General features: G+C 65.9%; 15 protein-coding genes, 1 tRNA gene and 1 pseudogene. 3 read left to right on the top strand and 14 right to left on the bottom strand.

Annotated features, from left to right (window positions below; translation table 11 throughout):
• Positions 1 to 149: 149 nt before the first annotated feature.
• The 3 genes from ACQR07_RS23530 to ACQR07_RS23520 form a co-directional block, all read right to left on the bottom strand.
• Positions 150 to 518, bottom strand: coding sequence for a hypothetical protein (locus ACQR07_RS23530; protein ID WP_434904504.1), 369 nt, complete (start codon positions 516 to 518; stop codon positions 150 to 152).
• Between the two features lie 134 nt (positions 519 to 652).
• On the bottom strand, positions 653 to 1,297 hold the full coding sequence (locus ACQR07_RS23525; RefSeq protein ID WP_434904503.1) for a hypothetical protein: 645 nt from the start codon (positions 1,295 to 1,297) through the stop codon (positions 653 to 655).
• A 344-nt stretch (positions 1,298 to 1,641) separates the two neighbouring features.
• Complete coding sequence (locus tag ACQR07_RS23520) at positions 1,642 to 2,466, bottom strand: phytanoyl-CoA dioxygenase (RefSeq protein WP_434904502.1); 825 nt, start codon at positions 2,464 to 2,466, stop codon at positions 1,642 to 1,644.
• Between the two features lie 276 nt (positions 2,467 to 2,742).
• Between ACQR07_RS23520 and ACQR07_RS23515 the strand changes: the two genes are divergently transcribed.
• The gene (locus tag ACQR07_RS23515; protein WP_434904592.1) at positions 2,743 to 3,519 is read left to right on the top strand and encodes a serine O-acetyltransferase; all 777 of its coding nucleotides are present in this window, start codon (positions 2,743 to 2,745) and stop codon (positions 3,517 to 3,519) included.
• A gap of 98 nt (positions 3,520 to 3,617) precedes the next feature.
• Here ACQR07_RS23515 and ACQR07_RS23510 read toward each other — a convergent pair whose 3' ends face one another.
• The 3 genes and pseudogenes from ACQR07_RS23510 to ACQR07_RS23500 form a co-directional block, all read right to left on the bottom strand.
• Positions 3,618 to 5,330 carry an ATP-binding protein gene (locus tag ACQR07_RS23510; RefSeq protein WP_434904501.1) on the bottom strand — a complete coding sequence of 571 codons (1,713 nt, stop codon included), beginning with the start codon at positions 5,328 to 5,330 and terminating at the stop codon, positions 3,618 to 3,620.
• 15 nt (positions 5,331 to 5,345) lie between these two features.
• A pseudogene (locus tag ACQR07_RS23505) lies at positions 5,346 to 6,856 on the bottom strand (ATPase domain-containing protein).
• Between the two features lie 178 nt (positions 6,857 to 7,034).
• Positions 7,035 to 8,072, bottom strand: coding sequence for a YihY/virulence factor BrkB family protein (locus ACQR07_RS23500; RefSeq protein ID WP_434904591.1), 1,038 nt, complete (start codon positions 8,070 to 8,072; stop codon positions 7,035 to 7,037).
• Between the two features lie 552 nt (positions 8,073 to 8,624).
• Between ACQR07_RS23500 and ACQR07_RS23495 the strand changes: the two genes are divergently transcribed.
• Positions 8,625 to 9,527 (top strand): hypothetical protein, encoded by a 903-nt coding sequence (locus ACQR07_RS23495; RefSeq protein WP_434904500.1) that lies wholly within the window; start codon positions 8,625 to 8,627, stop codon positions 9,525 to 9,527.
• Positions 9,528 to 9,591: 64 nt separating this feature from the next.
• Here ACQR07_RS23495 and ACQR07_RS23490 read toward each other — a convergent pair whose 3' ends face one another.
• Together ACQR07_RS23490 and ACQR07_RS23485 are read right to left on the bottom strand one after the other, a co-directional pair.
• A complete protein-coding gene (locus ACQR07_RS23490) occupies positions 9,592 to 10,071 on the bottom strand; it encodes a GNAT family N-acetyltransferase (protein WP_434904499.1) in 480 nt (159 codons plus the stop codon).
• Positions 10,072 to 10,134: 63 nt separating this feature from the next.
• Entirely contained in the window at positions 10,135 to 10,407 is a 273-nt protein-coding gene (locus ACQR07_RS23485) for a hypothetical protein (RefSeq protein ID WP_434904498.1), read from the bottom strand.
• Between the two features lie 320 nt (positions 10,408 to 10,727).
• On the opposite strand from ACQR07_RS23485, the gene ACQR07_RS23480 reads away from it, so the two are divergent.
• Positions 10,728 to 11,519, top strand: coding sequence for a Crp/Fnr family transcriptional regulator (locus ACQR07_RS23480; RefSeq protein ID WP_434904497.1), 792 nt, complete (start codon positions 10,728 to 10,730; stop codon positions 11,517 to 11,519).
• A gap of 127 nt (positions 11,520 to 11,646) precedes the next feature.
• Here the strand turns inward: ACQR07_RS23480 and ACQR07_RS23475 are convergent, their stop codons facing one another.
• From ACQR07_RS23475 to ACQR07_RS23450, 6 genes are all read right to left on the bottom strand, one after another.
• Positions 11,647 to 12,195, bottom strand: a complete 549-nt coding sequence (locus ACQR07_RS23475; RefSeq protein ID WP_434904496.1) for a DUF4142 domain-containing protein — start codon at positions 12,193 to 12,195, stop codon at positions 11,647 to 11,649.
• Between the two features lie 128 nt (positions 12,196 to 12,323).
• Complete coding sequence (locus tag ACQR07_RS23470) at positions 12,324 to 13,997, bottom strand: FAD-dependent oxidoreductase (protein WP_434904495.1); 1,674 nt, start codon at positions 13,995 to 13,997, stop codon at positions 12,324 to 12,326.
• Between the two features lie 67 nt (positions 13,998 to 14,064).
• Complete coding sequence (locus tag ACQR07_RS23465; protein ID WP_434904494.1) at positions 14,065 to 14,547, bottom strand: MarR family winged helix-turn-helix transcriptional regulator; 483 nt, start codon at positions 14,545 to 14,547, stop codon at positions 14,065 to 14,067.
• Between the two features lie 73 nt (positions 14,548 to 14,620).
• Positions 14,621 to 14,848, bottom strand: coding sequence for a type II toxin-antitoxin system HicA family toxin (locus ACQR07_RS23460; RefSeq protein ID WP_434904493.1), 228 nt, complete (start codon positions 14,846 to 14,848; stop codon positions 14,621 to 14,623).
• Entirely contained in the window at positions 14,848 to 15,072 is a 225-nt protein-coding gene (locus ACQR07_RS23455) for a type II toxin-antitoxin system HicB family antitoxin (RefSeq protein WP_434904492.1), read from the bottom strand. Before ACQR07_RS23455 ends, ACQR07_RS23460 begins: the two co-directional genes overlap by 1 nt.
• A 111-nt stretch (positions 15,073 to 15,183) precedes the next feature.
• Positions 15,184 to 15,260, bottom strand: a tRNA-Pro gene (locus tag ACQR07_RS23450).
• Positions 15,261 to 15,475 lie beyond the last annotated feature (215 nt).

The raw sequence follows: 15,475 nt of genomic DNA, 5'->3' as shown, positions 1-15,475 counted from the left end.
ATTGCATTATTTTCGGTTGAACTGCCACCGCTCGATCGCGAGGGGTTCGGAAGCCGCCGTACCGTCAATTGTCGGAACGAGCGCTAGCGCTCCGCACTTGCCATCTGGCGCGGAAAGCGTGAACCGCACACGTGGCTGTGTGTAGCTCTTCACCGCAAAGGCTTCCCACATTTCGGGAACGGGTGCATACTGAAACTGGATTCGATCGAGGCTGACGTCTTACCTACCACTCGAATCCTGGCTTTCTTGAAGTCTGATCTGAATGGAGCCGCATAGATCGCGCCATCTTGAATAGCCAGCCGTCGAACTGGCTGAAAAGCAACGGACCTCACCTCCATTCTTGCTTGCGGTGGCAGTGGATTTTCCTCCACCTCCCAATCGCTGTCGAACTTCATCAGGTTTGCGTACAATCGACGCGCACTACATTTCTGCTCGTCCGCCTGGGCGGCCTCGCCATAGACACCACCCAGAACAAGCAGGATAGCAAGCTTCATAAGGTCCTTGGCGCGTAAGCTCATTTCAGCTCCCATAACCAGATTCCGTTCGCCAAGTTCATATCCAGAGACCAACTTTGTACCTCTTGAGTTGACAATGCAAAAACCTCCCGTGTCATGCTGAGCCACTGTCATCGAATGACTGCATTGCGCCCAGGTCACTCGCTCTTCGGTGACTGAAACACCGTCCAGCGATCGTACTTGAACAAATAGAGTGCGGATGACACGCGCAACTTACCGCTGGTTGCGTGCAGACGGGCGATGTTATCCCGCAGCCACTGCACCTTGGCTTCCTCGTTTGCCGGCGTGAACAAGAGTGTGCCGCGCTTGGGCACGGCGACCACGAGGCCTTCGGGATGCTCCCGCAGCAGATGCCGCCAGAACGCCCGATCGAGCACATAGCTGCTGTCGAGGTCGGGAGACCTCCCCTCGACCTGCATCAATTCCATCTCCCAGGGCTTGGCGACCGGATCGCCGTAGACCCGCTTGATGTTGGCCACCGCCAGCGCGAGCGCTTCTGCCGGGGCGAGCCCCAGACGTGCGAGGTCCTGCGGCTTGGCGTTCGGCATGAACTGCGGCCCATCGAAGACGAACCTGATCTGCATGTCGCCGAGCAACAGGAACGCGGCCAGCTCGAACTCGACCTCCTTGCCGTCGGGCAGCTTTGTCCGCAACTTCCCGATCGGCTCCAGCGTCTCGGTGTCCTTGTTGGTCCCGATCGCCTCCCTGACGACCACCATCAGGTTCTGCGCGCTCGTATCGACGTCCGCGCGCGCGCTTCCCGCCATCAGCAGCGCGATCATCCGGACGACGCCATGCAACCGCACGTGGCGAAGCCAATTCGACGAGGTGGATGGCTGCGAGCCGGCCTGCAAGGTCTTCCTCTCCCGGATGTCACGCCTGGCCGACGATACCACGACCGCCGGCCGACAACACCGACAATGGATTGCACACCGAGGACTGACGAGGACCGCAGGCGCCAAGCGACAAGGCGTGACGCTGCGTGACGGGCAGCAGCCTGCAGAATGTCGCGCCGCCCAAATGAAGCCCGCGCCTTGCTGCGCGTGATCACCACGGCAGCCCGCAGAGGTCGAGGATTCAGGCGCGCGGTGCCATTCGGAGATCGAACGCGCCGCCGGCCCGACGTTTAGCTCCTTCCCAGCGCAAGCCGGATCGCCGCTTCGACCGGCGAGTACGCGCCGTCCGCGCGGTCGAGGCTGATCGGCTCCCTCGGATGTAGCGGTGGCTGGGCGAGGAAGCGCGGCTCGCGGCCGCGGTGGATCTGCGCGGCATGGGACAGGAAGGGATGGCAGAGATAGACGTCGCCGGCCCGGCCGGTCGCGAGCGCCTGCGGGCGATCGAGGTTGGCGGAGAATTGGCTCAGCTCGTCGGCGGAACGCCCCGCCTCGCCCGCCGGCTGCAGATATCTCGCGACGTCGAGATGCGAGCCGATCTTGATGCGCGTCGGCGCGTCGTGCTCACTGACGTCGGAGAACAGGAACAGCATCAGCAGCGCGCGGCCCTGCGACAGCCAGTTGACGCGCCATTGCGAGAAGCCAGGCTGCGCCGGCTCGCCGCACTCAGGACCGGGAAAGCTGAGATCGACATGCCAGCCGGCGTCGCCGGGATCGTCGGGATGGGGAAAGCGCACCGGGAAGGTGCCGAGCCCCGGACGCGGACGCCAGCGTCCTGGTCCGACCAATTGATCGAAGGCGGCGTGAAGACGCGGCGTGTTGACGGCCCGCACGAACGGCTCGTCATTGTATTGGCCGAGCCGGACGACCGGGCGCGTCCATGATGTCGGATCGTCCGCGCGGCATGGCAGGTCGCGCCAGAGAATGGCGCGCGCCGCGTCCGCGAGCTCGCGGGAGAAAGCTTCCTCGACTCTGACGAAGCCATCATTGATGAATTGGTCGATCTGCGCGGGCGCAAGCGCGCGCGTCTGTCCTGCAGACATGAAATTGTCGGGCATGATTTATCTTTCATCGCTTGGCCAAGCGAACATCGCCGCTGATAGCGCGGTCATTGGCCGGTTCTGATCCTGGAAGACGCAAGGTCTGCGTCTCGTCGAGCGCTCGCCTGGGGCGAGCCGCATCAACGGTTCAGGAAGAACACCGAAGCGATGGAAGCGATCATCATCATGGGCAGGACGCTATCACTTGCCGTGACGCCGGGCAAGAAACCGGCTGGCGACGGGCGCGGCCCGTTCTATAATGAGAACAGCATCTGCAATCAGGCAAGCAATGGCATGGCCGAGGCACACCGATCCAGCACCGCGCTCTGGGCGTCGATCCGGCACGAGGCGGAGCTCGCCGTCGCACGCGATCCGTTGTTCGGCCGGGCGCTGTCAGCTGCGGTCCTCGATCATCCGGATCTCGGCAGCGCGGTCGCGCATCAGATCGGCGCCCGCCTGGGCGGCAGCGAAGCCGCGCGAGCGCGGTTTGCTGCCATCGTCCTCGACGTTTACGCAGCGACGCCCGACCTGGTCGGTGCCGCGAGCCGCGACCTCAGCGCCATCGCCGTGCACGATCCGGCGACGACCGCGCTGCTGCCGCCGCTGTTGAACTACAAGGGCTACATCGCGCTGCAGGCGCATCGCGTCGCGCATTGGCTCTGGAGCAACGCGCAGCCGGATCTCGCTCTGCTGCTCCAGGCGGACGCCTCCACTGCGCTGCAGGTGAGCATCCATCCCTCGGTAGAGATCGGGACGTCGGCGTTTCTCGATCATGCCACCGGCATCGTCATCGGCGCGCACAGCAGGATCGGCGACGACGTGACCATTCTGCAGAACGTTACGATCGGACGGCACGACGCCCTGCCCGGCCGCGGCCCGCGGATCGGAAACGGCGTCCTGCTATCGTCGGGCGCGACCCTCCTGGGCGATATCCATGTCGGTGACTTCGCCAAGGTCGGCGCAGGCGCGGTCGTGACGGCCGATGTGCCCGCCGGCTGCACCGCGGTGGGATCGCCGGCGCGGCTGACGAATTGCCCGGAGCGGCTGCGCGAGACAGCAGCAGAAGCGTAGCTCCGGCCAGCGTGAGGCAACTCACGTCGCGCGCATTCGCTCGTTGTTAGTCGTCGTTCGTCGCATCGGCGCGACGGAGGACGAAGAGGACCCCGACATCATGGCCAACGGCTGTCACAGGCTGCGCGCACTCGACAATTGTTGTCGGACTTCGCGGCGTCGAGTGCGGCAGCCAGCTCGTCGATCCGGTAGGGTTTTGACAGGATCCGGACGCCCGCCTCGCGTGCGGTGTGCACGGCCGCTCCTGAATAGCCTGACGTCAGCAGGATCGGCATGTCGCCGCGGCGCTTCTGGATCTCGCGGGCGAGCTCGACGCCGTTCATGCCGCCGGGCATCATGACATCCGAAAACACCAGGTCGACCGTGCGTCCGTCGGCGAGCGCGCCGAGCGCCGCAGCCGCGCTGGAGGCGCGGGTCACCTCATAACCCAATTGGCGCAGCATCTCGCCGACCAGGGCCGCGACCTCGTCGTCGTCCTCGACCAGAAGGATCCGGCCCTCGTCACGATGACGCGGTCGCGGCCGATCGAAGTCGACGAGATGATGCTGATGCGCGGACGCGGACTGCTGCGACCGCGGCAGAAACAGCGCGATCGTGGTGCCGCGGCCGGGCTCCGACTCGATGCTGACGCTGCCGCGCGACTGCTTGACGAAGCCATAGACCTGGGCCAGCCCGAGCCCGGAGCCCTTGCCAATATCCTTGGTGGTGAAGAACGGCTCGAACACGCGCGCCCGGATCTCCTCGGTCATGCCGACCCCGGTGTCGACGACGGACAGGCGGACATAGTCGCCGGCGACCTCGTCGTCCTGCCAGTTCGGCAGGTTCTCGCCGCGCACCAGGATGGTGCCGCCGGTCGGCATCGCGTCGCGGGCATTGACCGCGAGGTTGAGCACCACCAGCTCGAGCTCGCCCGGATCGACCTTGACCGGCCAGAGCGTCTCGGGAAACTCGAACTGCACGTGCACGTCGCCGCGCAGGCTGCGATCGAGCAGCTCGCGCATGCCGCCGATCTGGCGGGCGATGTCGACCGGCTCGGGCCGCAGCTCCTGGCGGCGCGAGAACGCGAGCAGTTGCCGGGTCAGGCTGGCGCCGCGCTGCGCCGCCTGGATCATGCCCTCCATCAGGCGGCGGCGACGTGCCGGATCGGCCTGGCGGTCCAGCATGTCCAGGCCGCCGGAGATCACCATCAGCAGATTGTTGAAGTCGTGCGCGACGCCGCCGGTCAGCCGGCCGATCGCCTCGATCTTCTGCGCCTGGCGCAGCGTCTCCTCGACGCGGGCGCGCTCGGCCATCTCGACGCGAAGATGCTCGTTGGATTCCGCCAGCGCCCGCGTGCGCTCGACCACAAGCCGCTCCAGCTGCTGCGCGGCCTGCTCGCGCGCCTCGATCAGCGCGCGGATCTCGTATTGGCGGCGCCGCGCGCGCATCGCCGACTGCACGGCGCTGAGCAAGGTGATCGGCTGGATCGGCCGCTCGAGCAGCGAGACGTTGCGCAGCGCGCGCACGAGATTGCGCCGCCACGCGGATACCGCAGGTTGCTCCCTGTGACTCGTCAGCACGATGAACGGCAGGTCGGACCAGGCGGGCTGCCGCTCGACCCATTGCGTGAGCGGCAGCGTGTCCGCCGCGAACAGTCCCTCCTCGGCCACGACGACCGCGCCGACGCCGAAGTTCAACGCACACATCAGCTCCGCCAGCGAGGTGCAGACTCCGGTGTCGATCCGGGCATTGCGAAGCAGCTCGGCCGAGGCCGGACCGTCGCGTCCGATCGGCGCGAGCACGAGGGCGCGCTGGTCCCGCTCATTGCTCATCCTACGTGCCCATTCCTACGTTCCCAGATCGGGGATCGCCTCGCCGGAAAAGCGCGGATTGCCAAGGAAGATGCCGCTGAACTCCGTGAGCGGCGGCCCGAGGGTGAGGCCGGCGCTGCTCAGGCGAAACTCGCGGATGGTGTGCTCGTGCTTGCCGCTGCGCTTCTTGACCACCGACAGCGCCCGGCGCACCGTTCCCGCCACCCGAAATAGCGCAGCATCAGCACGGAGTCGCTGAGATAGCTGATGTCCACCGGCGTATCCAGCGGCCCCATCAGGCCGTGCTGCGCCAGCACGAGGATCGTCAGCACGCCCTGCTGGCCGAGATAGCTCAAGAGCTCGTGCATCTGCAGGATGAGGAAGCGCTCATCCGGCATCGCGTTGAGATAGCCGTTGAGACTGTCGATGATGACCACGCGGGCCCCGTCGCGCTCGACGCTGCTGCGGACATTGGCGCCGAACTCACCAGGCGACAGCTCGGCCGGATCGATCTGCTGGAATCGGATCAGCCCGGACTCCAGATGTTTCTGCAGCGGCAGGCCGAGCGTTCGCGCCCGTGCCTCCACGGTGCCGCGCCCCTCGTCGAAGGCAAAGAACACGGCGTGCTCGCCACGCGCGGCGGACGCGATTGCGTAGGAGAGCGCCACCGATGATTTGCCGACACCGGCCGCGCCGATCAGCAGCGCATTGGTGCCACGTTCGAGGCCTCCGCCCAGCAACTGGTCGAGCCCGGCATTGCCGCTCGGTGTGAACTCTCCCTCGAACGAGCGGTGATGCTCCGAAGCGACGAGGCGCGGGAAGATCCGCAATCCGCCTTCGGCGATCGTGAAATCGTGGAAGCCGCCGCGGAACGAGATGCCGCGCATCTTGATCACGCGCAGGCGCCGACGCTCCGAGCCATAGGCGATCGCAAGCTGCTCCAGCATGACGACGCCGTGCGCCACCGAATGCAGCTGCAGATCGTCCTGCGACGACGACAGATCGTCGAGCAGGATCACCGTGCATCTTCGCTTGGCGAAGAAATGCTTCAGCGCCAGCACCTGGCGGCGATAGCGCAAGGGACTCTGCGCCAGCAGCCTGAGCTCGGACAGGCTGTCGATCACGACCCGCGCCGGATCGAGGCGCTCGACCTCCCTGAACATCAGTCCGGTCGTTTCGCTGAGCTCGACCTCGGCCGGATGGAATACGGTCAGCTCGCGCTCCGGATCGAGCGTCGTCTCCGGCGGCACCAGCTCGAAGACGTCGACGCCGTCGAGCGACCAGCCATGCCGCTCCGCAACCACCTGCAGCTCGCGGGTCGTCTCGGACAGGGTGATGTAGAGCACCCGCTCGCCGAGGCTCTTGCCCTTGAGCAGGAATTGCAGCGCGATGGTGGTTTTCCCGGTCCCGGGCCGCCCTTCGTAGAGGTACAGCCGGTTGGCATCGAGACCACCGCCGAGGATGTCGTCGAGACCATCGCTCCCGGTGGAGATCCGCGGGAGGTCCTTGGCCTCGCCCCTAGGGCTGCCAAAAAGCTCCTCCGTCATTGAAAGGCTCCCTGTTGAAATCGAGTAGAATGGAAATCGATGATCGCCGCAGACGAGCGCAGAGCGCACCCATGCGTCGCGGCCCTGAGAAGGAACACGCTCGAGGGGGATCGGGTTCCGCTGGAACTATTCCGAAGGCGGGTTCCCGGTTCCGCTTGCCCGGCCAAATGTCAGGCGGTCAGCTCGACGGCGCCACAGTGTCGGCCATGGCGGCACCGCGTGCGCCGAGCGGCTTTTCGGGACCCGTCGTGGTATCGCGCGCGGTCTGGTGCTCCATCTCGGCGTCGAGCTCGGCCCCGATCAGGATCACGATGGCCGAGATCCAGATCCAGGTCATGAAGCCGATCACGGCGCCGAGCGAGCCATAGGTCGCATTGAAGCTGCCGAAATTCGCGGCATACCAGGAGAACAGCGCCGAGCCGCCGAGCCACAGCGCCGCCGCGAGCGCACTGCCCCAGCTGATCCAGCGCCATTTCGGCTCCTCGCGATCCGGGCCATAGCGGTAGATCAAGGCGAGCCCCAGCGAGACGCAGACGAAGATCGCGGGCCAGCGCCCGATGCGCAGCAGCAGATCCGTCGCGCCGGACAGGCCGACAGAGTTCAGTACGACCGGCACCACGACGATCGCCGCAATCGCCACCAGCGCAAACAGGATCGCGCCGGCCGTGAACAGCAGCGAGATGGTGTTGAGCTTGATGAAGCCGCGCCGCTCCGGCTCGCGATAGACGACGTTCAGCGTATCGAACAGCGACTTCATCGCCGCATTGGCGCTCCACAGCGAGATCGCGAGGCTGACCAGGAACGTCACGCCCAGCGCCTGGCTGCCTTTCGCCGAGACCCGCGCGAGCTGGTCCCGTGCGATGTCGATCGCGCCGCCCGGCATCAGGCCCTGCAACTGCTCGAGGTGACCCGTGATCTTGGCGGGATCGGAGAACAGGCCGTAGATCGCGACCAGCGCCGCCAAGGCCGGGAAGATCGCCAGCAGCGTGTAGAACGTCATGCCGGCGGCGAGCGCGACGATCCGGTGCTCGCCGACATTCTCGTGGACGCGAACCAGCACATCCTTCCAGCCGCGGACCGGGATCTCCGATGGCGAATCGGCGAGCCGTCCTCGGCCGTCATCGACAGCGCGCCGCGCGCCGGGAGCCGTGTTGCCGTGCTCTGTGCGAGAGTCGAAATATTGAATCAGAAACGCCAGCCCGAGCAGCGCCAGCATGCCTCCGGTGCCGGGCCCGCGCGCGCGGCCGATACCGAGCAGCCCGATCTTTTCCTGCTGCGCGAGGTCCGACTTCCTGGATCGACCAAACATGGGAGCATCCGCTGTTGCCGGGTGGAGCAACCGAAGCGGTCGGCGAATGTTCCGGATGCTCCCGGGGGAAGACCCGCGATGCCTTCGCCGCCCGCGGCCGCGCGAACAAACAACTCCCGCCGTGAACGGGATGCTGCGGTGGGGACACAACAGTTGATGTTCGGCCAGGGAACGGGCTAACCACGCCTTCGTTTCAACGGTACGAGGCGCACGCGAGTCCCGTTCGCACAAATCGCATCACACACATCGCCATCACCCCGGCGCGTTGATGCTGCAACGCCATGTACTTTCCTCCTCCGGCGCCCTACGGCGCACGGAACATTGCCAGTCGCCATGGCTTATACGGCCACGTGTCTCGAACGGAGGAGGACATCATGGACGGACTGATTTATCTGATAGGCCTGATCGTTGTCGTCATGGCTATCCTGTCGTTCTTCGGCCTGCGCTGAGACGACGGCCATGAGCATGGAAAGCACGCCGGTCGCCACGTCCCCCATCGGTCGCGTGGCGACCGAGCGGTGGACGCTGCAATGGACGCCGGTTATTGCAGGAGCGCTCACCGCCGCCGCCGTGTCGTCGATCCTGATCAGCTTCGCGATCACCGTCGGACTGGGCGTCAGCTCCACTGCGCCGACTTGGCGCGACGCCTCGGTGGCGCTGTGGCTGCTCTCGGGCCTGTACCTCGTGCTGCAGGCCCTGGTCAGCTTCGGTTGCGGCGGCTACATCACGGGACGCGTGCGCGCGCCCTATGATCTGGCCGAGAACTTGGCCGAGAGCGACGAGACCGAGAAGCGCGACGGCCTGCACGGCGTCGCCGCCTGGGCGCTCGCGGTGGTGCTCGGCACGGTGCTGGCCGCCATGGTCGCCTCCGCGGCCAGCAGGCCCAATCCCATGAGTACGCCGCCCACGGCGAATGAACCATCGGTGCTGAGCTACGAGATCGACCACCTGTTCCGCGCCGCAAAGCGGGCCCCGGGTCCTGATCTCGCGCCGGCGCGCAGCGAGGCCGGCCGGATCCTGCTGACGGCGTCGAGCCACAGCGGCGTCAGCACCGACGATCGCAACTATTTGGTTCAGCTCGTCGGTGCGACGACCGGGCTCGCCGGACCCGACGCCGAGCGCCGCGTCGACGCAACCATCGCCAATGCCAAGACCGCGTTGTCGCGATCGCGCGCGAGCACGACGATCCTCGCCTTCTCGCTGGCGACCGCGCTGCTGCTCGGTGCCATCGCGGCCTGGATGGGCGCCGAGAGTGGCGGACGGCACCGCGACGGCAAGCCGGTCTCCGGCGGGATGCTGCACGCCAACCGCTTCAGCCGGCGGCGCGACCTGTGGCGGCGTCCGGTGTCGATGCCGGAGTAAGCCGACGAACGATCAAGGAAACAACGGCCCGGTCGATGACCGGGCTGTTTTCATGTCCACCGGCTCACGCGAGATCGAAGCTCATCAAGCGCGCATCCTCGCCATAGCTCTGCAGCTTGCCATCGCTTCCCAGCGGAGCCGTGACGGCAAACCCCTGCTTTGCCCAGAACGGCGTGGAGCCGTTGACCGCGACCAGCGACAGCGACGGCAAGCCGATCGCACGCGCATGCCCGACCAGTTGCCGGACGATCTCCGACGCCGCGCCGCTGCCGCGCACATCCCGCAGCAGCGCCAGATCATGGATGTAGTAGGTGCCTGCGTCGGCAGGCAGGCTGCCGATCAGAACGTTGAGCGCCGGAGGGCGGCCCAGCTCCCATGGATGGCTGATGACATAGCCAGCGATCGCGCCGCCTGCACTCGACAGCACGCTGCAGCCCGCGGGATGCAGCCGCAGACGTTCGGCGAACACGGCATGATCCTCAGGAAAATGCGGATGCACGCGCGCCGCGACTGCATCGGCGCCGGCGAGATCGTCCGTCGTCATCGCACGCCATCGCCAACCGACCCCACCGGCTTGCCGCCCGCTCACTTGCCGCTCACTTGCCGTTCACTTGGCGAGCGCCAGCCAGCGCTCGCTGGCCGACACCGCGGCCGGCCACAAGGAGTCCACGGGCTGTCCCCGGTGCAGCGCCTTGCCGACCTCGCAGATCGACATGAAGGCCGACGAGCGCGCCTCCTCGGTCTCGAGCGGCTGCTCATCGCTCGGGCTGCGCACCAGCCCCATCAAGCCGTTCAACATCTGCAATGCCGCGTCAGGCGGCGCCGCCTGCGCCGATCTCAATGCCGCCACCACCTGTTCGGCCTTTTCCGTTTCGGTCACCCGCGCCTCTCGCTCCGCTCCAGACGGCGGAAATTAGCAAGCCGAAAGCAGCTCCGCAACGCAGGCCGCAACCTGGGTGCGCTGCCGTTCCGCCATGACTGCGCGCATGGCCTGATCCAGAGGGCGCCGGCGCCATGTCGCCCGCCTGAGGCCCATCGTGTCGATCGGCCGCGAGGGGAAGCACGCACAGTTCCTATCGAGGAACGCGCAGCTGACGGCCGCAGCCGGAACTTTAGGAACGTTCGCCCCTGCCGGGCTTGAACAGATAAGCGTCGGGGCATCATCGCACCACCGACCCGACAGGAGAGGATGAGTCTGGAATGCAGGCAGGTTTTGCGTTCACGAAGTTGGCTGACCGGCTGACGAGCCTGCTGGAATTATCAAGCGAAGATCTTGATCTGCTGGCGAGGATGCCGAGTTCCGTTCGGAATGTCCTTCCCCACGAGGACGTCCGGCGCAAGGGCGATGAACCTTCGACATGCTGCCTTCTGCTGCAGGGCTATCTGTGCTGGAAGGATATCGAAGCGGGCGCCGGCCAGATCACCGCGATCTACGTCCCCGGCGACGTGCCTGACCTCTATACGATCGTCTCGCCGCGCGTGACGGCGCATCTCAGCGCCCTCAGCCCCGTTGTGGCTGCCTTCGTGCCGCACAGCTTCTTCCGCGATGCGCGCGCGCGATCGGCCCGGCTGGCGCATGCGCTGTCGCTGCTAATGCTGGCCGACATGGCGTCGCTGCGAACCTGGCTCACCAATCTCGGCAGCCGCGATTCACTCAGCCGGGTGGCGCATCTGATCTGCGAGATCACCGTGCGGCTGCGCGCCGTCGGTCTCGGGCGCGACCTGCGCTTCCCTTCGCCCTTCACGCAATCGGACCTGGCTGCGATCTGCGGCATCTCGCCGGTGCATGCCAACAGAACCATCCAGGATCTGCGCCGCAAGGAGCTGCTGCACTGGCAATCGCGCACGATCACGGTGACGAACTGGGACGGGCTGACGCGACTGGCCGGCTTTCGTCCAGACTACCTGATGCTGCGTCAGACGCCGATGCTCGAGCCGCAAGCCGCCACGCAGCAGAGCTCCGATCCGCTCGGATCTCCGGCGCCGAACTGACGTATCGATCCGCTGCTGCAACGCGCGGGCGATCTCGGCGATGCCCCCAGTCCCACGCGGCAAGATGCAGACCGCCTATCCACGGCGCACGGATAGTTCTCCGGCGCGTGCAGGGCCTGAGCAGGCGTCAGGTTCTGCCCGGCTTCCCCGAGGCGAGCGACTTCGCCATCTCGAGATGCTTCTGCAGCACCGGCACGGTCTGTTGCGCAAAGTCCGAGAGCGGAGATTTGGCCGCAGCTTGCTTTTTGTAGACGGCGATGTCCTTCTCGTGGTCGGTGACCATGGCTTTTGCAAAAGCCTTGTCGAAACGTTCGCCCTGCAGGCCGTCCAGCCGATTGTAGATCGCCAGCTGCTTCTTGCTCGGCTCGGACGGCACCTTCATGCCGTTCTGGCTCGCCAGTTGCTCCGCCTTCTGCAGATGGTCGCCATGGTCCTGCTGCAGGGCCTGGCCGAACTGCTTCACCTGGTCGCTCTGCCCTTTCTGCTGCGCCAGCTTGCCCATGCTGACCTCCGACAGATCGCCCTCGATCGCTTCGGTCATGAAAAGCTGGTCCTTGGCGGTGGATTGCCCTTTCGGCGCAGCCACGGCGCTGCCGGCCATGATCAACGTCACGGCGCACGCAGCCGTCAAAGCCTGAATCGTTCTCGCTCGATGCGCACCGGTCATCTTGCTCATCGTTCGTCTCCGGGTTGAAGCCTGACTGTCGCCAGAGCAAGAGTCCCGGTCGGCGATTGTTCCTATGACAGCCGTTGCGGCACTAAAGCTTCTTCATGAGGCCTTCAGCTCGGAGTTCCCGCAGTCACTCAAGCCGCGACGGCACCCTGCCCCAGCGCCTGCGCAAGCGCGTCGCCCAGCATCCCTGCTTGGCCGGTGCTGCCGCGCCAAGCCACGATCTGATCAGGCCGGATGAGCGCGAGATCGGCTTCATAAAGATCGCGCAATTCGCGCGGCGCGGTGACGATCTTCACATCGGCACGCGACCGCTGGATGGCATCGCGCAGCTGATGCTCGTCGCCCTCACAGCCCTCGAACCGCAGTAGCGTCCATCCGAAGCCGAAGCGGTCATAAAGCGAGACGTCCGGCTCCAGCCAAGCATGCGGCGCGCGGCCGCCGGGACAGGCGCTCGGCACGTACACATTCGCTGCATCCGGCGGCGGCGCGGTGCCGTCGGAGACGATGATCGGCGAGCCATCGTAACGGCCGCCGAAGGTGATGCCGGGAATGTTGAACTCGGCGCGCGCATGGCGGTCGAGATAGGCGCCGGCGATGCGGCGTGCCTCTGCGCCAGTGTCGGTCGCGTCCTCGATCTCCGGCACGGCGGCGAACAGGCCGAGCGAATCCGCGAAGCGGCGGGCGTAATCGGTGTTGCGCAGCGCCACCGGACGGCGCTCGGCCTGGTAGCTGTCGAGCAGCGAGATCGGACTGAGGCCTTTCACGACGCTACTGAGCTTCCAGCCGAGATTGACGGCGTCCTCGATCGCGGTGTTGTAGCCGAGCCCGCCGGTCGGCGTGAACAGATGCGCGGCATCCCCGCCGAGGAACACCCGGCCGCGCTGCATGCTCTCGGCGACCAGCGCATGACCTGCGGTCCAGGTGAGATGCGACAGCACCTCGCAAGGGATGGCGGCGCCGCAGGCACGCTGGAACGCCGCCATCGCATCGTCGGCGGTGATCGCGCTTTCGTCCTCGCCGGGCTGAAGCTGGGTGTGGAAGGCGAACTCGTCGCGCCCGTTCACCGACGCCATGAAGGCGCGGCGGTCGCGGTTGAAGCAGACATACATCCAGGCCTTGGCATGCGGGATGCTCGCATAGAACTCCGGCGAGCGGAGATAGACCGCCAGCATGCGGCCGCCCATGAAATCGCGCTGCACGCCGGTCGAGCCGCCGTAGGAGATGCCGAGCGACTGGCGGACTAGGGAACGCGGACCGTCGGCACCTACCAGGAACGCGGCGCAGATCTTCATCCGCGCACCGTCAGACAGCCGCTCCACCTCGGCTGCGATTCCGTCGTCGTTGGCGACGTAACCGAGGAGCCGATGCCCGTAGTGCAGCTGAATGCCCGCAAGCTCGCCGGCGTGGCGGCGCAGGATCGCCTCGACGAATTTCTGCGATACGCGATGCGGCAGCTCGGCCGCGCTCCACGAGCCCGACAATCCCTTCACAATTTCGGTCGCGCGCGCCGCCGACGGCAGCTGGAAGCGCGCCAGCTCGTGCGCCGTGTAGCGGGTGAAATAGGCGACGTCGGTCGGATAGTCCGCGGGCAGGCCGGCGCGGCGGATCTCATCGGCGAAGCCGAGGCGGCGATAGTGCTCCATCGTCCGCGCCTGGGTCGCGTTGGCCTGCGGGTTGAAGGCCGTGCCCGGCTTCTCGTCGATCAGGATCGCGGACACGCCGCGGCGTCCCAGCTCGTTGGCAAGCATCAGCCCGCACGGCCCGCCGCCCACGATCAGGACGGAAGCGGTCAGAATGTCGGCCATGGCGCTTCTCCCTCGCAATTGCAGGGGATGCTAGGGCGCGACACGAAATAGTCAAGCAACCTGACTATCATTCCTCCAGCGTATCGAAACGTGCGCCGTAGGCCCCTAGCCCTTGCACGATCGCGTCCATCGCAGCCTTGCCGAGTTCCTTGCGCATCTCGGCCTCGGCGACATCGACCGCGTCGCCAAAGGCCTGCAGCCATTCCAGCCCGGCCGGCGTGAAGCGGACGATGCGCGCGCGCCCATCGCGCGGATCAGCCTCGCGCGCGACCAGTCCCAACTCGGCGCATTGATCGACCAGCTCGCCCATCGCCTGCTTGCTCATCGACGCCCGCCGCGCCAGCTCGGTCAGTCGCGTGCCCTCGACGTCTAGATTGCGGGTGAGGCTGACATGGGCAATCCGCGTCTCGCCATGGCCGCCTTTGGCCATGAGCTCGAGCACGCGCGCCTCGAACCGGCGCACCGCATTGTTGAGCAACCTGCCGATATTGGCATGGCGCCACGCCGTCTGCCCCAGGGTCGGTGTTTTAGGTTGATATCGCGGTGTCATTTTGGAATTCCCCTCGCCTCATCGAGCTACTCAGGCGCAAGGTCACAAGCTCAAGAAACGTACACGCAGGCCCCTACCTCACCTGCAGGAAAGCATCGATATCAATACCGGCCTGCTTGAGAATTGCACGCAACGTGCCCTCGGGCATGTCGCCAGGGTGGTTGGGAATGGTCGTGTAGCGGTTCGAAGCCGGGTTGAACCAGATCTCGTGCGAGCCTGCGGCCTGACGATGAAATTCCAGACCCAACGTCTTCAGTCGCCTGACGATCTCCCGATAACGGAAGCCCGCCAGGGAGCCCATCAGAGGGCAATGATCAAGGGATAGTCGAACGCCTCGCCGGCGGGCTGAAGCGTCGCCCCCGTGTTCGATTGAGCTTCGATCAGCTTCTTGGCGACGTCGCGCGCAATCTCGATGGTTTCCTGGATCGTCCGTCCCTGGACGACGAGACCTTGGACCTCGGCAGACGTCGCGAGATACAGGCCTTCCGGCAACTTCTCGATATGCAGCTGAACGACGCGTTCCAAGACGATAGCTCCCTCGCGCTCGCCGACGAGCGGTCTTGAGTGTCGACGATACTTGCCAAGGCGGCAAGCACGAGGTGAAATCGGGAAACGCGTGAGCTGTCACGCGAAAAATGGTCGGAGCGGCAGGATTCGAACCTGCGACCCCTGCGTCCCGAACGCAGTGCTCTACCGGGCTGAGCCACGCTCCGACTTGGGAAGCCGGCTTATAGCGTCGGGTTTCCGTCTCCGCAAGGCGCAGCAGGCATGAAATCGTATTGAATTCGCTGGTCGCCTGGGGATGGGTTAACTGGTTGAGGCCACGGGCTTTTGGCCGGCGGCCATGGCGCCAGCGCAGGCCGGCGGTCGATTTGCGCGCTTCATCCGAAGCCCCGCGGCCGCTATAGGCGTGCGCGGAAGCAACCGC

Origin of the sequence: Bradyrhizobium sp. HKCCYLS20291 (assembly GCF_051167715.1) — a bacterium.
GTDB lineage: Bacteria > Pseudomonadota > Alphaproteobacteria > Rhizobiales > Xanthobacteraceae > Bradyrhizobium.
The sequence above is the reverse complement of the archived record's forward strand: the minus strand, read 5'-3'. Positions and strand labels throughout refer to the sequence as shown.